The organism is Cupriavidus sp. D384 (assembly GCF_001652915.1).
Lineage (GTDB): Bacteria > Pseudomonadota > Gammaproteobacteria > Burkholderiales > Burkholderiaceae > Cupriavidus.
Genome location: NZ_BBQI01000096.1, coordinates 1 through 17,225, shown reverse-complemented (window position 1 = coordinate 17,225; position 17,225 = coordinate 1). Strand labels below are relative to the sequence as shown.

The 17,225-nt window shown below is 65.9% G+C and carries 16 protein-coding genes and 1 pseudogene; 5 read left to right on the top strand and 12 right to left on the bottom strand.

Translation table 11 applies throughout. The features are described 5' to 3' along the window. Window positions 1–133: 133 nt before the first annotated feature. The 4 genes from lptB to A9J21_RS23570 all read right to left on the bottom strand — a co-directional run bounded on the left by lptB (window position 134) and on the right by A9J21_RS23570 (window position 3,283). Window positions 134–934 carry an LPS export ABC transporter ATP-binding protein gene (gene lptB / locus A9J21_RS23585; RefSeq protein ID WP_066739674.1) on the bottom strand — a complete coding sequence of 267 codons (801 nt, stop codon included), beginning with the start codon at window positions 932–934 and terminating at the stop codon, window positions 134–136. Window positions 935–957: 23 nt separating this feature from the next. After that, on the bottom strand, window positions 958–1,602 hold the full coding sequence (gene lptA, locus A9J21_RS23580; protein WP_066739672.1) for a lipopolysaccharide transport periplasmic protein LptA: 645 nt from the start codon (window positions 1,600–1,602) through the stop codon (window positions 958–960). Window positions 1,603–1,666: 64 nt separating this feature from the next. Then, window positions 1,667–2,296, bottom strand: coding sequence for an LPS export ABC transporter periplasmic protein LptC (lptC, locus tag A9J21_RS23575; RefSeq protein WP_066739670.1), 630 nt, complete (start codon window positions 2,294–2,296; stop codon window positions 1,667–1,669). 3 nt (window positions 2,297–2,299) lie between these two features. After that, window positions 2,300–3,283 (bottom strand): SIS domain-containing protein, encoded by a 984-nt coding sequence (locus tag A9J21_RS23570; protein ID WP_066739666.1) that lies wholly within the window; start codon window positions 3,281–3,283, stop codon window positions 2,300–2,302. 149 nt (window positions 3,284–3,432) lie between these two features. On the opposite strand from A9J21_RS23570, the gene A9J21_RS23565 reads away from it, so the two are divergent. Then, entirely contained in the window at window positions 3,433–5,412 is a 1,980-nt protein-coding gene (locus tag A9J21_RS23565) for a monovalent cation:proton antiporter family protein (RefSeq protein ID WP_066739664.1), read from the top strand. 25 nt (window positions 5,413–5,437) lie between these two features. Here the strand turns inward: A9J21_RS23565 and A9J21_RS23560 are convergent, their stop codons facing one another. Both A9J21_RS23560 and A9J21_RS23555 read right to left on the bottom strand, forming a co-directional pair. After that, the gene (locus A9J21_RS23560; protein ID WP_066739661.1) at window positions 5,438–5,854 is read right to left on the bottom strand and encodes a ribbon-helix-helix domain-containing protein; all 417 of its coding nucleotides are present in this window, start codon (window positions 5,852–5,854) and stop codon (window positions 5,438–5,440) included. 45 nt (window positions 5,855–5,899) lie between these two features. After that, window positions 5,900–6,478, bottom strand: coding sequence for a DJ-1/PfpI family protein (locus A9J21_RS23555; protein ID WP_066739659.1), 579 nt, complete (start codon window positions 6,476–6,478; stop codon window positions 5,900–5,902). 119 nt (window positions 6,479–6,597) lie between these two features. On the opposite strand from A9J21_RS23555, the gene A9J21_RS23550 reads away from it, so the two are divergent. Both A9J21_RS23550 and A9J21_RS23545 read left to right on the top strand, forming a co-directional pair. Next, window positions 6,598–7,170: an adenine phosphoribosyltransferase gene (locus tag A9J21_RS23550; RefSeq protein ID WP_066739657.1), complete on the top strand. Its 573-nt coding sequence runs from the start codon at window positions 6,598–6,600 to the stop codon at window positions 7,168–7,170. Window positions 7,171–7,315: 145 nt separating this feature from the next. Beyond that, complete coding sequence (locus A9J21_RS23545; RefSeq protein ID WP_066739652.1) at window positions 7,316–8,992, top strand: Na/Pi cotransporter family protein; 1,677 nt, start codon at window positions 7,316–7,318, stop codon at window positions 8,990–8,992. A gap of 82 nt (window positions 8,993–9,074) precedes the next feature. Here A9J21_RS23545 and uvrA read toward each other — a convergent pair whose 3' ends face one another. Further along, window positions 9,075–11,939 carry an excinuclease ABC subunit UvrA gene (gene uvrA, locus A9J21_RS23540; RefSeq protein ID WP_066739649.1) on the bottom strand — a complete coding sequence of 955 codons (2,865 nt, stop codon included), beginning with the start codon at window positions 11,937–11,939 and terminating at the stop codon, window positions 9,075–9,077. A gap of 468 nt (window positions 11,940–12,407) precedes the next feature. Here uvrA and A9J21_RS23535 point away from each other — a divergent pair, with 468 nt between their 5' ends. Both A9J21_RS23535 and A9J21_RS23530 read left to right on the top strand, forming a co-directional pair. Beyond that, the gene (locus A9J21_RS23535) at window positions 12,408–13,586 is read left to right on the top strand and encodes an MFS transporter (RefSeq protein WP_197497558.1); all 1,179 of its coding nucleotides are present in this window, start codon (window positions 12,408–12,410) and stop codon (window positions 13,584–13,586) included. Between the two features lie 217 nt (window positions 13,587–13,803). Continuing rightward, complete coding sequence (locus A9J21_RS23530; protein WP_066739643.1) at window positions 13,804–14,364, top strand: single-stranded DNA-binding protein; 561 nt, start codon at window positions 13,804–13,806, stop codon at window positions 14,362–14,364. Between the two features lie 118 nt (window positions 14,365–14,482). Here A9J21_RS23530 and A9J21_RS32385 read toward each other — a convergent pair. The 5 genes and pseudogenes from A9J21_RS32385 to A9J21_RS23510 form a co-directional block, all read right to left on the bottom strand. Next, window positions 14,483–14,590 (bottom strand): annotated as a pseudogene (locus A9J21_RS32385) (arsenical resistance protein ArsH); the annotation flags it as partial. A gap of 7 nt (window positions 14,591–14,597) precedes the next feature. After that, window positions 14,598–15,020, bottom strand: a complete 423-nt coding sequence (gene arsC, locus A9J21_RS23525) for an arsenate reductase (glutaredoxin) (RefSeq protein WP_066739640.1) — start codon at window positions 15,018–15,020, stop codon at window positions 14,598–14,600. A gap of 9 nt (window positions 15,021–15,029) precedes the next feature. Then, window positions 15,030–16,100 carry an ACR3 family arsenite efflux transporter gene (gene arsB, locus A9J21_RS23520; protein WP_066739637.1) on the bottom strand — a complete coding sequence of 357 codons (1,071 nt, stop codon included), beginning with the start codon at window positions 16,098–16,100 and terminating at the stop codon, window positions 15,030–15,032. A 65-nt stretch (window positions 16,101–16,165) separates the two neighbouring features. Then, window positions 16,166–16,654: an ArsI/CadI family heavy metal resistance metalloenzyme gene (locus A9J21_RS23515; protein ID WP_066739635.1), complete on the bottom strand. Its 489-nt coding sequence runs from the start codon at window positions 16,652–16,654 to the stop codon at window positions 16,166–16,168. A gap of 3 nt (window positions 16,655–16,657) precedes the next feature. After that, window positions 16,658–16,987, bottom strand: a complete 330-nt coding sequence (locus A9J21_RS23510; protein WP_066739633.1) for a helix-turn-helix transcriptional regulator — start codon at window positions 16,985–16,987, stop codon at window positions 16,658–16,660. Between the last annotated feature and the right edge of the window lie 238 nt (window positions 16,988–17,225).

The window sequence follows — 17,225 nt, the reverse complement described above, 5'->3', positions numbered from 1 at the left end:
GCTACATCCTATCGCTTCGGGTTCCTGATCGGAAACGGCTTTGGAAAAACCGTTGGCAAGTGCGGTAAAAATGACCTGCCGACGACGCGCCGGACGGCGCGTCGGAAGAGTGGCCGCAAGGGCGGCCGGGGCCTCACATGCGGAAGTTTTCGCCCAGGTAGACGCGTCGCACCGACTCGTTGGCGATGATTTCCTCAGGCTGGCCGGCGGCCAGCACGGTGCCTTCGCTGATGATGTACGCGTGGTCGCAGATGCCCAGCGTTTCGCGCACATTGTGGTCGGTGATCAGCACGCCGATATTGCGCGCCTTCAGGAAGCTCACGATCCGCTGGATTTCGCCCACGGCGATCGGGTCCACGCCTGCAAACGGCTCGTCGAGCAGGATGAAGCGCGGCGACGACGCCAGCGCGCGGGCGATTTCCACGCGGCGGCGCTCGCCGCCCGACAGCGACAGCGCGGGGTTGTTGCGCAGGTGGGCAATCTGCAGGTCGTCCAGCAGCGAATCCAGGCGGCGTTCGATCTCGGCCTTCGGCAGCGGCTTGCCGTTCTCCAGCTGCAGCTCCAGCACCGCGCGGATGTTCTCTTCCACGTTGAGCTTGCGGAAGACCGACGCTTCCTGCGGCAGGTAGGACAGGCCCATGCGGGCGCGCTCGTGAATGGCCAGGCCGCTGATGTGCTCGTCGTCCAGGACGATGTCGCCTTCGTCCAGTGCCACCAGGCCCACGATCATGTAGAACGACGTGGTCTTGCCCGCGCCGTTGGGACCAAGCAGCCCCACCACCTCGCCGCTTTTCACGTCGAGCGATACGTCCTTGACCACCGTGCGCGTGCCGTAGCGCTTCTTCAGGTGACGCACGACCAGCGTGCTGCTGTCGGTGCGGACGGCGGATGCGTTGGACGGGGCAGAGGCGGCGAGCGTGGCGGTATCGTTCATCAGGACTGGCTGGAGGTAAAACGTTAAGGCTTGGGCGCAGTGGACGGCTTCAGGTCCAGCGGCGCGCCGGACGCGGCCGGGGCGCTGGCGTCCGCGCGCGGCGACAGCACCGCGCGCACGCGGCCCGACGTATTGCCGGCCGTGGTGTTGGTGTCGCCACCGGTGGCGGTGTAGTACTCGTTGCGGCTGTCATAGGTAATCACCGCGCCACGGATCTCGTCGATGATCTTCGCGCCGACGCCGGACACGCGTGCCGCGCGGGCATGGCCGATCAGCTTGTTGATCTCGGACTTGCCGTCGTATTCGATGCGGTCGCCCCAGCCATCGATGTACTCGTCCACGCCGTCGCGCTTCTGGCGGATATACGCCTGATGGCCGGGCTTGGCCGTGGCGATGGCGTACTGGTAGCCCTCGGGGTCGGTGCGCAACTCGGCCGCGTCGGACTTCAGCACCATCGTGCCCTTGGTCAGCACCACGTTGCCCGTGAGGGTGTAGATCTGCTTGACGTCATCGTAGTTGGCGTTGTCGGCCTCCAGCACCAGCGGCTTGCCCTGGTCGGCGCGTTCGGCAATGGCCGGCGCGGCCAGCGTCAGGCCGAGAGCGGCGATGGCCGCCAGCAGGGCGGGCGCGAGGCGGCGACAGGGCGATGTCGTCAGGGATGCAGTCATGTTTGGCAAGTGGTGAGATAAAGACGGCGGCCAGGATGCGCCGGAGCGTTTGCGTCCCCCGGGGTCACTGGGTCCTGGCCTGCCCCTGCGGCGAGTTCATGATGATCGTGCCGCGTACGTTACCCAGCAATTGTACTTCGCGGGTGACGTTGTTGAAGATCATGCCGTTGGCATTCATGACCGACGGGCCGCGCGTCAGCTGTACCGCCTTGTCGGTCTTGACGATGTCGTCGTTGACCAGCAACTGGAAGTATTGCGATGCCGCGGTCATGCGCGGGTCCTTGGACGGGTCGACGCCGGCCTGACGGACCACGAACGCATTGCCGTAGAGATCGATGATCGAGCCCTCGGCGTTCATGGTGCCGCGGTCGGAGTTGGCCGTCACGGGCGGGCGGTCCGGCTCGTACGAGCGCATGGCCGGGGTGGTCACCTCGTAGGTCTGGTCGTCCTCGAAGTGCACCATCTTCACGCCCGTGAAGCGCAGCTTGGTGGTGCCGTCCTCGGCCAGCTCGGTGGACGAGAAGCGCTCCATCCAGTAGTCCGGCTCATGGCGCTTGACGCGCGACTGCTCGCTGGCCTCGCGCGGCGAGTTCAGCTGCACCAGCCAGAACGTGCTGCCGGCGACGATGGCCATCAGCAGCAGCGGCAGCAGCCGCATGATCAGGCCGGTGAGTCTGGACAGGAAGTCCGGCATCGTTCAGATGACCTTGGCGCGCGTCAGGTCATGGATATGGAGCGCGCCCACCAGGCGGCCATCGCCATCGACGACCAGCAGCTGGTTGATGCGGTTCGTTTCCATGATCTGCACGGCTTCCACGGCAAGCTGGTCCAGATGGACCGTGCGCGGATTGTGGTGCATGACCTCGCCGATCGGCACGGTCTTCCAGTCGCGAGGGGTTTCCAGCAGGCGGCGCAGGTCACCGTCGGTGAACACGCCCACGGCGCGGCCGTCGGGGTCCACCACGGCGGTCATGGCCATGCCCTTGCGCGTGATTTCCATCAGGGCCTGGGCCAGCGGCGTATTTTCGCGCACTTCCGGCACCGCGTTGCCAGTGCGCATGACGTCGCGCACGTGAGTCAGCAGCTTGCGGCCCAGCGCGCCGCCCGGGTGCGAGCGGGCGAAGTCTTCCTCGCCAAAGCCGCGCGCATCGAGCACCGCCACGGCCAGCGCATCGCCCAGGGCCAGCGCGGCCGTGGTGCTGGCGGTGGGGGCCAGGTTCAGCGGGCAGGCTTCCTGCGCCACGGCGCCGTCCAGGTGGGCGTCCGAGAGCTTGGCCAGGTTCGATTCGGGGTTGCCCGTGATCGAGATCAGGCCGGCGCCAATGCGCTTGACGATCGGGACAATCGACAGCAGTTCGGCCGTTTCACCGGAATTCGAGAAGGCGATCAGCACGTCGTCGCGCGTGATCATGCCGAGGTCGCCATGGCTGGCCTCGGCTGGATGGACGAAGAACGACGGCGTGCCGGTGGACGCCAGCGTGGCGGCCACCTTGCGGCCGATATGGCCGGACTTGCCGATGCCCGAGACCACCACGCGTCCGGTGCAGCCGAGAATCATCTCGACGGCCCGGGTAAAGGCGGGGGTCAGGCGGCCGGCCAGCGCCGAAACGGCGTCGGCCTCGATCTGAAGGGTGTGGCGAGCGAGCTCGAGTGCTCGATTCGCATCGAAATTGGCTATCATGGCGCTGGAGTATACCAACGAATGCGATGGCGTCTGGCCCGGCAATCCGCCCGGCGGCCGTGACGACCGCCGCGCTTGCCGTCTTTTGCCGGCGGGGTGCAGATGCCGGCTCAGGCGCGTGCCCGGCCGGCGTTTTTGAAGCCTGCCGAATGCATTCTCCGCTGGAACTGACCCTTGTGCTGCTGGCCGCCGCCGTTTTTGGCGTGGTGGCCTTCCGCATGCTCCAACTGCCGCCCATGCTGGGCTACCTGGCGGTTGGCATCCTGATCGGCCCCCATGCGCTGGGGCTGGCCAGCGATACGGGCCAGACCAAGTACCTGGCCGAATTCGGCGTGGTCTTCCTGATGTTCTCGATCGGCCTGGAGTTCAGCCTGAGCAAGCTGCGCGCCATGAAGCGGCTGGTGTTCGGGCTGGGCGGCTCGCAGGTGGTGCTGTCGCTGCTGGCCGTGCTGCCGGCCAGCTGGCTGTTCAGCTGGGCGTTTCCGCTGACCTGGCAGGCGTCGGTGGCGCTGGGCGGCGCACTGGCCATGTCGTCGACGGCCATCGTCGTGAAGATGCTGTCCGAGCGCATGGAACTGGAAAGCGAGCACGGCCGCAACATCATCAGCGTGCTGCTGTTCCAGGATCTGGCCGTGGTGCCGCTGCTGATCATCATTCCCGCCCTGTCGCGCGACCCGGGCGACCTGGCCTGGGCGCTGGGGCTGGCCACGGTCAAGATCGTGGTGGCCCTGGGCCTGATTTTCTTTGTCGGCCAGCAGCTGATGAGCCGCTGGTTCCACATCGTGGCGGCGCGCCGGTCGCAGGAACTGTTCATGCTGAACCTGCTGCTGGTCACGCTGGGCATGGCCGCGCTGACCGAGCGGCTGGGCCTGTCGATGGCGCTGGGCGCGTTCATGGCCGGCATGCTGATCTCCGAGACCCCGTACCGCCACCAGGTGGAAGAAGACATCAAGCCGTTCCGCGACGTGCTGCTGGGGCTGTTCTTCGTCACCATCGGCATGTTGCTGAACGTGCGCGTGGTGTTCGACCATATCTGGCTGGTGCTGGGCCTGCTGGTGGTGCCGATCCTGTTCAAGCTGGTGCTGATCACCGGGCTGGCGCGGCTGTTCGGGTCGCGCCAGGGGGTGGCCATCCGTACCGGCCTGGGGCTGGCGCAGGCCGGCGAATTCGGCTTCGTGCTGCTGAACCAGATCGACGGCATGGGGCTGGTGGACCCGGTGCTGATCCAGGTGATCCTGGCATCGATGCTGCTGTCGATGCTGGCGGCGCCGTTCCTGATCCAGTACAGCGACGCCATCGTGCTGCGCTTTGCCGCCAACGAATGGCTGATGCAGTCGCTGAACATGACCCGTATCGCCGCCCAGAGCCTGCAGACCGAAAAGCACGCCATCATCTGTGGCTACGGCCGCAGCGGGCAGAACCTGGCGCACATGCTGGAGCGCGAGGGCATTACCTATGTGGCGCTCGATCTGGACCCCGACCGCGTGCGCGAGGCCGCCGCGGCCGGCGATACCGTGGTCTATGGCGATGCCGGGCGGCGCGAATCGCTGATCGCCGCCGGTATCCACCGGGCCGCGCTGGTGGTGATCACCTACGCCAATACGCCGTCGGCGGTGAAGGTGCTCCACCACGTGCAGGAACTGGAGCCCGCCATGCCGGTGATCGTGCGGACGGTGGACGATTCGGAGCTGGATACGCTGCAGAAGGCCGGGGCCACCGAAGTGGTGCCGGAGATCATCGAGGGCAGCCTGATGCTGGCGTCCCACGCGCTGGTGCTGCTGGGCGTGCCGATGCGGCGCGTGGTGCGCGGCGTGCAGCAGGCGCGCGATGCGCGCTACAGCCTGCTGCGCGGTTACTTCCACGGCCGCGACGACGAGGAAGACATGGTCGAGCGCGATACGGTGCGGCTGCATTCGGTATCGCTCGGGCCCGAACATACGGCGGTGGGGCGGCGCCTGGGCACGCTGGGGCTGGAGCGCATCGGCGTGGAAGTCACGGCGGTGCGCCGGCGCGGCATCCGGGCCTTCGATCCCCAGCCCGAAACCGTGCTGGAGCCGGGCGACATTGTCGTGCTGCGCGGCACGCCGGAGGCGCTGGAATCGGCGGAAGAGCGGCTGGTGCGGCAGTAACCGCCCGAATTTCCCGGGCGAGCGGTCAGGCGGTGCGGGTTTGCCGTCCGTCCTGGGCTGCCGGACGGCGCGGGCCGCCACCATCGACCCACGAGGCGGGCAGGTCGCTTAGCACCGCCCGCGCATCAAGTGACCGGATCGGCACATTGGTATCGGCGGGGATACGGCCCTCGTTCTGCAGCAACAAGTAACGCATGCAGCACACTCGCAGGAACGAGGCGAAGTTGGCCGACAGCGACGCCTCGCCGCGATGCTCGGCCAGCTCGTCGTGCAGCCGGGCCAGCAACTGGTTCACGCTCATGCCGTCGCGCTGCGCCAGTTCTTCCAGCACTTCCCAGAACAGCGTTTCCAGCCGGATGCTGGTCGCCACGCCGTGCAGGCGCAGCGACCGCGACTGGGTCTGGTACGAATCCGGATTGGCCCGGATAAAGATTTCACACATGCGAACTCCCGTGAGCCGCGGCCGGGTGGCCGCGTTCGGAAGCCTCTACTCTACGATCCGCGTTCCCAGCACGGCAAGAAACTGTGCCAGCCAGGCCGGATGTGCGGGCCACGCCGGGGCCGTCACCAGGTTGCCGTCCGTATGGGCCTGGTCCACCGGGATATCGGCGTACTTGCCGCCGGCCAGCCGCACTTCGGGGGCGCAGGCCGGGTAGGCGGAACAGGTGCGGCCTTCCAGCACATCGGCCGCGGCCAGCAGCTGGGCGCCGTGGCAGACCGCCGCGATGGGCTTGTTGGCGTGGGCGAAGTGACGCACGATCTCGATCACCCGGTCGTTCAGGCGCAGGTATTCGGGCGCGCGGCCGCCCGGGATCACCAGCGCGTCGTAGCTGGCAGGGTTGACGTCGGCGAACGTCGCATTGAGCGTGAAATTGTGGCCGCGCTTCTCGGTATAGGTCTGGTCGCCCTCGAAATCGTGGATGGCGGTGGCGCAGGCGTCACCGGCCTTCTTGTCGGGGCAGACCGCGTGGACCGTGTGGCCCACCATCTGCAGTGCCTGGAACGGCACCATGGTCTCGTAGTCCTCGGCAAAATCGCCGACCAGCATCAGAATCTTCTTTGCCATAGCTGTCTCCTGTATGGTTACGGGTTGCGGACGCCCAAGCAGCCGGGCCATTGTGCGGCGGCAAGGCTGGGCGCGGGTGGTAACCCGTTACCGCATGAACTCATTCCAGACAGATTCCCATGGCAGATCCCATCATCCAGTCCCCCGATCTCGGCGATGTCACCGGCTACCTGCGTGACCGCATCCGCACCGTACCGGACTGGCCCCAGCCCGGCGTCCAGTTTCGCGATATCACGCCGCTACTGCAGAATCCCAAGACGCTGCGCGTGCTGATCGACGTGTTCGTCCACCGCTACATGGACCAGCAGCTGGACCTCGTGGCCGGCATCGACGCGCGCGGCTTCATCCTGGGCTCGATCATCGCGTACGAGCTGAACCTGGGCTTCGTGCCGATCCGCAAGAAGGGCAAGCTGCCGTTCCAGACCGTGGCCGAGGAATACGAGCTTGAATATGGCAGCGCCACCGTGGAAATCCATGCCGACGCCTGCAAGGCCGGCGACCGCGTGCTGCTGATCGACGACCTGATCGCCACGGGCGGCACCATGATGGCCGGCCGCAAGCTGCTGGAACGCCTGGGCGCCACCGTGGTGGAGGGCGCGGCCATCGTCGACCTGCCCGAGCTGGGCGGATCGAAATTGCTGCATGGCAGCGGGCTGCCGCTGTTCACGGTCTGCAAGTTCGAAGGGCACTGACGGCGGCGCAACGCTTCAGCGGGCGTCAGACCCCGTCCAATTGCCCCGTGTGACAGCGGGGCGCATAATGCCCCATTGATAACAACGCGATGACCGGGCGGCACGCCTCCTGCCACCCGCCGGCACCGGTCACAAGGGACGCACAATGGGCGTACTGCTTCATCTTCTCTCCGGCGTGGCGCTCCTTGTCTGGGGCACCAACATCGTCAAGGTCGGCATCCTGCGCGTGTACGGGGCCAATCTGCGCCACGTGCTCTCCGCCAGCGTGTCGAACCGCTTCAAGGCATTTGTCGCGGGCCTGGGTGTGACCGGGCTCGTGCAGAGCAGCAATGCCACTGCCGTCATCGTCAGTTCGTTCGTGGGCCAGGGCCTGATTGCCGTGGCCCCGGCGCTGGCCATCATGCTGGGCGCCAACGTGGGCACGGCCGTGATGGTGCAGGTGTTCTCTCTCGACCTGTCATGGCTGTCGCCGCTGCTGATCTTCGTCGGCGTGATCCTGCACCTGAGCTGGAAGGGCAGCAAGGCCGGCCATGTGGGCCGGGTGCTGATCGGGCTGGGTTTGATCACGCTGGCGCTGGAGCTGATCTCGATCGCCACGCGCCCGGTGGTGCAGGCTGCCGGCGTCAAGGTGCTGTTCAGCACGCTGACCGGCGATGCCGCGCTGGACATGCTGATTGGCGCCTTCCTGACCATCCTCTGCTATTCGAGCCTGGCCGTGGTGCTGTTCTGCGGCGCGCTGGCGTCGGCCGGCGTGGTGTCGATCCACGTGGCGATGGCGCTGGTGCTGGGCGCCAACCTGGGATCGGGCATCTCGGCCTTGCTGACCACGTCGGGCAACAACCAGCCCGGCAAGCGCGTGACGCTGGGCAACCTGCTGTCGCGGCTGCTTGGCTGCGTGATCGCGCTGCCGCTGCTGACCCAGGCCGAGGACCTGCTGGCCCATTTCGATGCCGACCCCCAGCGGCTGATCGTCAATTTCCACCTGCTGTTCAACGTGGCGCTGGCCGTGGTCTTGCTGGGCGCCACGGCGCCATTGGCCCGCCTGTGCGAATCCATCCTGCCCGGCCGCAACACCGGCGACAGCCAGGTGACGCCGCGCCACCTGGACCCCGCTGCGCTGTCCACGCCCACGCTGGCGCTGTCCAACGCCGCCCGCGAGGTGCTGCGCATCGGCGACCGCGTGGAGCAGATGCTGGAAAACCTGCTGCGCGTGCTGCGCACCAACGACCTGAAGCTGGCCAACGCCACGTGCCGGATCGACAACGAGGTGGACGACCTGTACACCGCGATCAAGCTCTACCTGACCCAGATCAGCACCGAGGCGCTGGACGAGCGCGACGGCCAGCGCTGGACCGAGATCATCTCGCTGACCATCAACCTGGAGCATGCGGGGGATCTGATCGAGCGTGTCATCGTCGATGCCCGCGAGAGGAAGATCGCGCACAACCTGTCGTTCTCCGAGGCCGGCATGCAGGAAATCGCCGAGATGCACGCGCGCGTGGTGGGCAACCTGCGGCTGGGCCTGTCGGTGTTCCTGACCGGCGACATCCGCAGCGCGCAGCAGTTGATGGCCGAGAAGGCCAATTTCCGCGACCTGGAACGCAAGTACGCGCGCTCGCACCTGCAGCGCGTGGCCGTGCAGACCGTCGAAAGCATTGAAACGAGTTCGCTGCACCTGGACGTGATCAGCGAATTGAAGCGGCTCAACTCGCTGTTCTGCGCCACCGCCTATCCGGTGCTGGAGCAGGCCGGGCTGATGAACCGCAGCCGCATGAAGGAAGACACGCCGGACAAGATTGGCGATGTGGCGGAGGCGCGCTAGCAGCTAGCAGTATCTGCCGTGCCCGCCGCGCCTGCCGTGCCCGCCGCGCCGTCCGCCTGGACGGCTGCGGCCCTGTCTTTCCTTATTTCCGCTTCAGCAGCGGTGCCAGGTACCTGCCGGTAAAGCTCGCCTTGCTGGCCGCCACGGTCTCGGGCGTGCCCTTGGCAATCACCTGGCCGCCGCCCGCGCCGCCTTCCGGTCCCATGTCGATCAGCCAGTCGGCCGTCTTGATGACGTCGAGGTTGTGCTCGATGATCACCACCGTATTGCCATGGTCGCGCAGCTTCTGGATGACGGCCAGCAGCAGTTCGATGTCATGGAAATGCAGCCCGGTGGTCGGCTCGTCGAGGATGTAAAGCGTACGGCCCGTGTCGCGCTTGGACAGTTCCAGCGACAGCTTCACCCGCTGCGCCTCGCCGCCCGATAGCGTCGTAGCCGATTGTCCAAGCCGGATATAGCCCAGGCCCACGTCCAGCAGCGTCTGCAGCTTGCGGCGCACCACGGGCACGGCGCTGAAGAATTCGTGCGCCTGCTCCACGGTCAGATCCAGCACCTCGGAGATGTTCTTGCCCTTGTACAGCACTTCGAGCGTCTCGCGGTTGTAGCGCTGGCCGTGGCAGACATCGCACGGCACGTAGACGTCCGGCAGGAAGTGCATCTCCACCTTGATGACGCCGTCGCCCTGGCAAGACTCGCAGCGGCCGCCCTTGACGTTGAACGAGAACCGGCCCGGATCGTAGCCGCGCTCCTTGGCCGCCGGCACGCCGGCAAACAGTTCGCGGATCGGCGTGAACAGGCCCGTGTAGGTGGCCGGATTCGAGCGCGGCGTGCGGCCGATGGGGCTCTGGTCGACGTTGATGACCTTGTCGAAGTTCTCCAGCCCCTCGATCTGGTCGTGCGGCGCCGGTTCGGCCGTGGAGCCGTACAGGTGGCGCGCCACGGCGTTGTAGAGCGTGTCGTTGATCAGCGTGGACTTGCCCGAGCCCGACACGCCGGTCACGCAGGTCAGCAGGCCCACCGGGATCTCGGCCGACACGTTGCGCAGGTTGTTGCCCGTGGCGTTGACGATGCGCAGCAGCCGTTCTTCGTCGGGTGCGGCGCGCTTTTTCGGCACCTCGATGCTGCGCTGGCCCGACAGGTACTGGCCGGTCAGCGACGCTGGCGACTGCTCGATCTGCGCAGGCGTGCCTTCGGCCACGATCATCCCGCCATGCACGCCGGCCCCGGGGCCGATGTCCACCACGTAGTCGCAGGCGCGGATCATGTCCTCGTCATGCTCCACCACCAGCACGGAATTGCCGATGTCGCGCAGGTGCTTGAGCGTGCCGATCAGGCGGTCGTTGTCGCGCTGGTGCAGCCCGATCGACGGCTCGTCCAGCACGTACATCACGCCGGTCAGGCCCGAGCCGATCTGCGAGGCCAGCCGGATGCGCTGCGCCTCGCCGCCCGACAGCGTGTCGGCGCTGCGCTCCAGCGACAGGTAGTCGAGCCCCACGTTGTTCAGGAAATTCAGCCGGGCCGAGATCTCCTTGACGATCTTGTCGGCAATCTCGCGCTTGGCGCCGTGCAGGTTCAGCGTCAGGAACCACGTCAGCGCGTCGCGCAGCGGCAGGCCGTTGATCTCGTAGATCGCGCGCGCCTGTTCGTCCTCGCCGATCTTCACATGGCGGGCCTCGGTGCGCAGGCGCGTGCCGTGGCAGGCCGGGCAGGCCTGGTTGTTCTGGTACTTGGCCAGTTCCTCGCGCACGGCCACCGAATCGGTTTCGCGATAGCGGCGCTCCAGGTTCGGGATGATCCCCTCGAACGCATGCGAGCGCACCGTGGTGCGGCCGCGCTCGTTGATGTACGTGAACGGGATTTCCTGCTCGCCGGAGCCGTGCAGCACCACCTGCTGCACTTCGGCGGGCAGGTCTTCGAACGCGGTCTCGGTGTCGAAATCGTAGAACGCCGCCAGGCTCTGCAACATCTGGAAGTAGAACTGGTTGCGGCGGTCCCAGCCCTTGATGGCGCCCGACGCCAGCGACAGGTTGGGAAAGGCCACCACGCGCTTTGGATCGAAGAACGTGATCTGGCCCAGGCCGTCGCAGTGCGGGCAGGCACCCATCGGGTTGTTGAACGAGAACAGGCGCGGTTCCAGTTCCTGCAGCGAATACGAGCAGATCGGGCACGCAAAGCGCGAGCTGAACACGTGCTCGTGGCCGGTATCCATCTCCAGCGCAATGGCGCGGCCATCGGCCAGGCGCAGCGCGGTTTCGAACGATTCGGCCAGGCGCTGCTTGATGTCGGCGCGCACCTTCACGCGGTCCACCACCACGTCGATCGAATGCTTCTCGGTCTTCTTGAGCTTCGGCAGGCTGTCCACCTCGTAGACCCTGGCCTCGGCCTCGTGGGCCGTGCCGCCGCCCGAGCGGATGCGGAAGCGCACGAAACCCTGCGCCTGCATCGAGTCGAACAGGTCGGAATGCTCGCCCTTGCGGTCGGACACCACGGGCGCCAGGATCATCAGCTTCGTGTCTTCGGGCAGCGCCAGTGCGGCATCCACCATCTGCGACACGCTCTGGGCCTGCAGCGCGATATGGTGGTCGGGGCAGTAGGGCGTGCCGGCGCGGGCGTAGAGCAGGCGCAGGTAGTCGTGGATCTCGGTGACCGTGCCCACCGTGGAACGCGGGTTGTGGCTGGTGGCCTTCTGCTCGATCGAGATCGCGGGCGAGAGCCCTTCGATCAGGTCGACATCGGGCTTTTCCATCAGCTGCAGGAACTGGCGGGCGTAGGCGGACAGCGATTCGACGTACCGGCGCTGCCCCTCGGCGTATAGCGTGTCGAACGCCAGCGAGGACTTGCCGGAGCCGGACAGGCCCGTGATCACCACGAGCTTGTTGCGCGGCAGGTCCAGGTTGATGTTCTTCAGGTTGTGGGTACGCGCCCCACGGATCTTGATTTCTTCCATATACCGTTCATTCGCCCGGTGGGCGGCCTGCGGAGGAGCAGGTCGGTCCCGCGGAAATTCGATGTGCCTGGCCAGACGCCTGGGGCGCCCCCCAAAGGGCGCCAGCCTGCCGCTTCACGCACATTTCACGCCTGGCCGAAGCCGGACGTGATGGAACAAGCGCGAGAAGCAAACCTGCTAATATACCGAACTTCGGTTTCCGGGGTTGCCCGGCGCCAAACGGGCTTTGGACGGCGAGGTGCCGGCGGGGTCGCGGGCATCGCGGCAACGTCTGTTGCATGGATGTCTGCGATGCCAGACAAGGCAACGTCCGGGCAACTTGCGGGCGCCCTTGCGTGTCGAAGCTGCCAGGCTGACCGACCCAGCGACCGAGCCAGATTTCCACATACGACCGCAATGCCGTCGAACCCCCCTTCCACTCCAAGTCTTTCCACCGAGCCCACCCGCGCCGAACCCGTGCGCGACCGCATGACCCGGGGTGAATTGCGCGCCAGCCTGTCGCTGGCCAGCATCTTCGCCCTGCGCATGCTGGGACTGTTTCTGATCCTGCCCGTCTTTGCCGAATACGCGCGGACGCTGCCCGACGGGCAGGACGCCCAGCGCGTTGGCCTGGCGATGGGCATCTATGGCCTCATGCAGGCCTTCCTGCATATCCCGCTGGGCTGGTTGTCCGACCGCGTGGGCCGCAAGCCCGTGATGGTGGCCGGCCTGGTGCTGTTCGTGGCCGGTGCGCTGATCGCCGCCTACGCAGACACACTGACCGGCATCACCGTCGGCCGTGCGCTGCAGGGCATGGGCGCGATCTCGGCGGCCATTACGGCCTGCATCGCCGACCTGACGCGCGAGCGGCATCGTACAAAAGCCATGGCGATGGTGGGCGGCAGCATCGGCCTGACCTTTGCGCTGTCGCTGGTGATTGCCTCGCCGCTGCTGCACAGCATCGGCATGTCCGGTATCTTCGGGCTGATGGGCGTGCTGGGCGTGCTGGCCATCGGCGTGACGCTGTTCCTGGTGCCCACGCCGCCACCGCCGCATCCGGTGCAACTGCCGTTCCGCAAGGTACTGCTCAATGCCGACCTGATCCGCCTGAATGTGGGCGTGCTGGCGCTTCATGCCAGCCAGGTGGCAATGTTCATGGTGGTGCCGGCGATGCTAAGCGACGCTGGCATGCCGCTGGACCAGCACTGGAAGGTGTACCTGCCCGTGGTGCTGGTGTCGTTCCTGCTGATGCTGGCGCCGATGATGGCCGCCGAGCGCTACGGCAAGGTGCGGCCGGTGCTGCTGGCGTCGGTGGCGCTGATGACGGCCGTCCAGCTGCTGTTTGCCACCGTTCACGGGCTGTGGCCGATCGTCGGCGTGCTGCTGCTGTTCTTCGTGGCGTTCAACGTACTGGAAGCCATGCAGCCGTCGCTGGTGTCGCGCTACGCGGCCGCCAGCCGGGGTGCGGCACTTGGCGTCTACAACACCACGCAGGCGATGGGCCTGTTCCTGGGCGGCGTGGTGGGCGGCTGGCTGCTCAAGCACGAAGGGCGCCCGGCGGTGTTCGTGGGCTGCGCGGCAGTGCTGCTGGTCTGGCTTATAATCGCCTGGAGCATGAAGGCGCCGCCGGCCCGCAGCAAGGACGGCGCCCCGGCAGTGGCGGCTTAGACACACTTTTTCACCTATCCGCAAAAGCCCGACACGCTTTTTCCCCGTATCAGCGGTAGCATTCGACACGCGCCCGACGGAGCCTCCGAACGGCGCGTGATGTCGTTTACGGTGGGGACGCGGGTCGCCGGCCCGCCGGTCTCAACTCACAATTTCGCGAATCTCGCACTACGTTTAACGCCGCGCTGAAAGGGCGCGGTCCTTGGAGAACTTCTATATGGCATCGGTCAACAAAGTCATTCTCGTCGGCAACCTGGGTGCCGACCCCGAAACCCGCTACATGCCCAGCGGCGACGCCGTGACCAATATCCGGCTCGCAACGACCGACCGCTACAAGGACAAGCAGAGTGGCGAGTTCAAGGAAGCGACCGAATGGCACCGCATCGCCTTCTTTGGCAAGCTGGCCGAGATCGCCGGCCAGTACCTGCGCAAGGGCTCGTCGGTCTATATCGAAGGCCGCATCCGCACCCGCAAGTGGCAGGACCAGTCGGGCCAGGACAAGTACAGCACCGAAATCGTGGCTGACCAGATGCAGATGCTGGGCGCTCGCCAGGGCGGCGGCGGTGGCGATGAAGGCGGCTACGGCGGCGGTGGCGGCGGCGGTGGTGGTTACAGCCGCGAATCGCAAGGCGGCGCCGGTGGCGGTGGCGGCGGCTACGGCGGCGGCCGCGCCCAGGGCGGTGGCGGCGGCGGTGCCGGCCAGCAAGGCGGCCAGCGCCGTCAGCAGCAGGCCCCGTCGAACGGCTTCGAAGACATGGACGACGATATTCCGTTCTGATCGCCCATAAGCAGGTGTCGCAAGAAAGAAAAACCCCGCATGGATGAACTGCACCCCAAAAGTTGGACACCCGTCCAACCTTTGGGGGTCAGTTCAGGAAGCGGGGTTTTTCTTTTGGCAGCGAGCCGTAAAGCAACAGGATTCGTGGCGGGTGGGTGCCGCTGCGTGCGGGCTTCAGCTTGCGGAGGTCGGGCGTATCGAACACCGCTGGGACGATATTTGGCAGATCCGGGTCATCGGACCCTCCGGCCTTGTGGGTCGACCACGGCCTCTCCGTCTTCCTTGGCAAAGGCGCCTTGCTGCGGTGCTGGCAGGATATCCAGCACGACTTCGGACGGCCTGCACAGTCGCACGCCAAGCTCGGTGACGACGAAGGGGCGGTTGATCAGGATCGGGTGGGCCAGCATCGCGTCCAGCAGCCGGTCATCGGTCAGTGCTGGATCGGCCAGGCCAAGCTCGGCATAGGGCGTGCCCTTCTCGCGGATCGCCTCGCGCACGGTGAGCCCGGCATCGCGAATCATTGCCTGCAAGGTCTGCCGATCAGGCGGCGAGGTCAGGTACTCGATGACGGTTGGCTCGATGCCCGCGTTGCGGATCATCGCCAGCGTGTTGCGCGACGTGCCACAGGCCGGGTTGTGATAGATGGTGACGGTCATGGCAATTCCTCAGTGCGCTTCGTACCAGTGCTGCGAACGGTTGACGACGCCAACGACGAACAGCATCACCGGCACTTCGATCAGTACGCCGACGACGGTGGCGAGCGCCGCGCCAGATTGGAAGCCGAACAGGCTGATGGCGGTGGCCACGGCCAGTTCGAAGAAGTTGCTCGCGCCAATGAGTGCCGACGGGCCGGCCACGCAATGGGCCACGCCGAGCTTGCGGTTCAGCAGGTAGGCCAGGCCGGAGTTCAGCAAGACCTGGATCAGGATCGGCACGGCCAGCAGCAGGATGATCAGCGGCTGTTCGACAATGGCATTGCCCTGGAAGCCAAACAGCAGCACCAGCGTAGCGAGCAGTGCGGTGATCGAGTAGGGGCCAAGGGCACCGACCACGCGCTGGTAGGTCGCTTCGCCGCGCGCCAGCAGTACCTTGCGGATGACCTGCGCGATCAGCACTGGCACGACAATGTAGAGCGCGACCGATGTGATGAGCGTGTCCCACGGCACGGTGATCGACGACAGACCCAGCAGCAGCGCGACGACGGGCGCGAAGGCCACGACCATGATCGCGTCGTTGAGCGCCACCTGCGACAGCGTGAAGTAGGGATCGCCCTTGCAGAGTTGCGACCAGACGAACACCATCGCCGTGCAGGGCGCCGCCGCCAGCAGGATCAGGCCGGCGATGTAGCTGTCGAGTTGTTCGGCTGGCAGCCAGCCCGCGAACAGGTGACGGATGAAGATCCAGCCCAGCAGCGCCATGGAGAACGGCTTGACCAGCCAGTTGACGAAGAGCGTCACACCGATGCCGCGCCAGTGTCCCGCGACCTGGCCCATGGCGCCGAAATCGATCTTGATCAGCATCGGAATGATCATGATCCAGATCAGCGCGCCGACCGGCAGGTTCACCTGTGCGACCTCCATGGTGCCAATGGCCTGAAAGACCGGGGGCAGCCATTGGCCGAGCAGGATGCCGGCGACGATGCAAAGCGCCACCCAGACGGTCAGGTAGCGCTCGAAGAAGCCGATGGCGGGGCGAGGCCCGGTGTCGGCCAATGCGATGTCGAGTTGTTCAGACATGATGTGTGATGCGTAGGCGCACGTGCCACCTCATTCGAGTGCAGGCATCGGCGCGCCGGAAAAACTCAGCAGCAGCCGGATTCCGGCGTGCAGCAGGTGGTCTTGGTGGATGGCTTCGGCGTGACGGTCACCGGGACCGGTACGCAGCACGCGGCGGTTTCGGCGCTGCGATCGCGTGATTCGCCATAGGTCGGGGCGCCACCGAGCGTGTGGAACGACTCCCAGGCGATGCCGGTGGGGTCCACCGACCAATGCTTGTTCGACGTCGCGTAGCAGCAGTTCGTTTCGGACTGTGACTGTGTGGGCAACTCGGCGCTGGTCAGCCGTGCCTGCATTTCTGCAAGCTCCGCGTCCGTCTCCACCTGGATGCCCAGGTGGTCCACGCCGAGCTTCCCGGTGCGATTGGAGATCGCGAAGTTCACGCGCGGGTCGTCCAGCGCCCACTTGGCGTAATCGTCCCGGACGACGGTCGGTTCGGCGGCGAAGAGGGCAGCGTAGTAGCGGATGCTGGCCGGCAGGTCGGCCACGCTCACGTGGACGTGGAAGCGTTTCATGGTTCAGGACTCCGTGGTGGCGCAACAGGCGGCAACCGGCGAACACGGCACGCCGCCGCAACAGTTCTCGGTGAGGTAGCCCAGCAGGGCGTTCATGGTCTCGAAGCGAGCCATATAGATGATCGAGCGGCCCTCCTGGCGGCTTCCCAGCAGTCCCGCGCGGTGCAATTCCTTGAGGTGGAAGGACAGCGACGACGCTGGCATCTCCATCTGTTCGGCAATGCGCCCGGCTGGCAGGCCTTCGGGGCCGGCCTGTACTAGCAGGCGGAAGACAGCCAGGCGAACAGCGTGGGCCAGCGCAGCAAGCGCTTCGAGAGCGTTATCGGTTTCCATGATTCGAATATAGTCGAATAATAGAAATATGACAATCAACGTTGCTGACGAAGGGCGGTACTCGTTTATTCAATTATTTTGAATAACTATGACGACGATAGCCCACTTTCTCCGGGGTGGCGGTCGCTATAGTTCTGCACATGGACAGCGCAGCAACGCAGCGAAACGAACGAAGCGAAGCCAGCGCCGCCCGATAAATCCTCAAACTTATTGAATCACCCTTTATTCCGGAGAACAC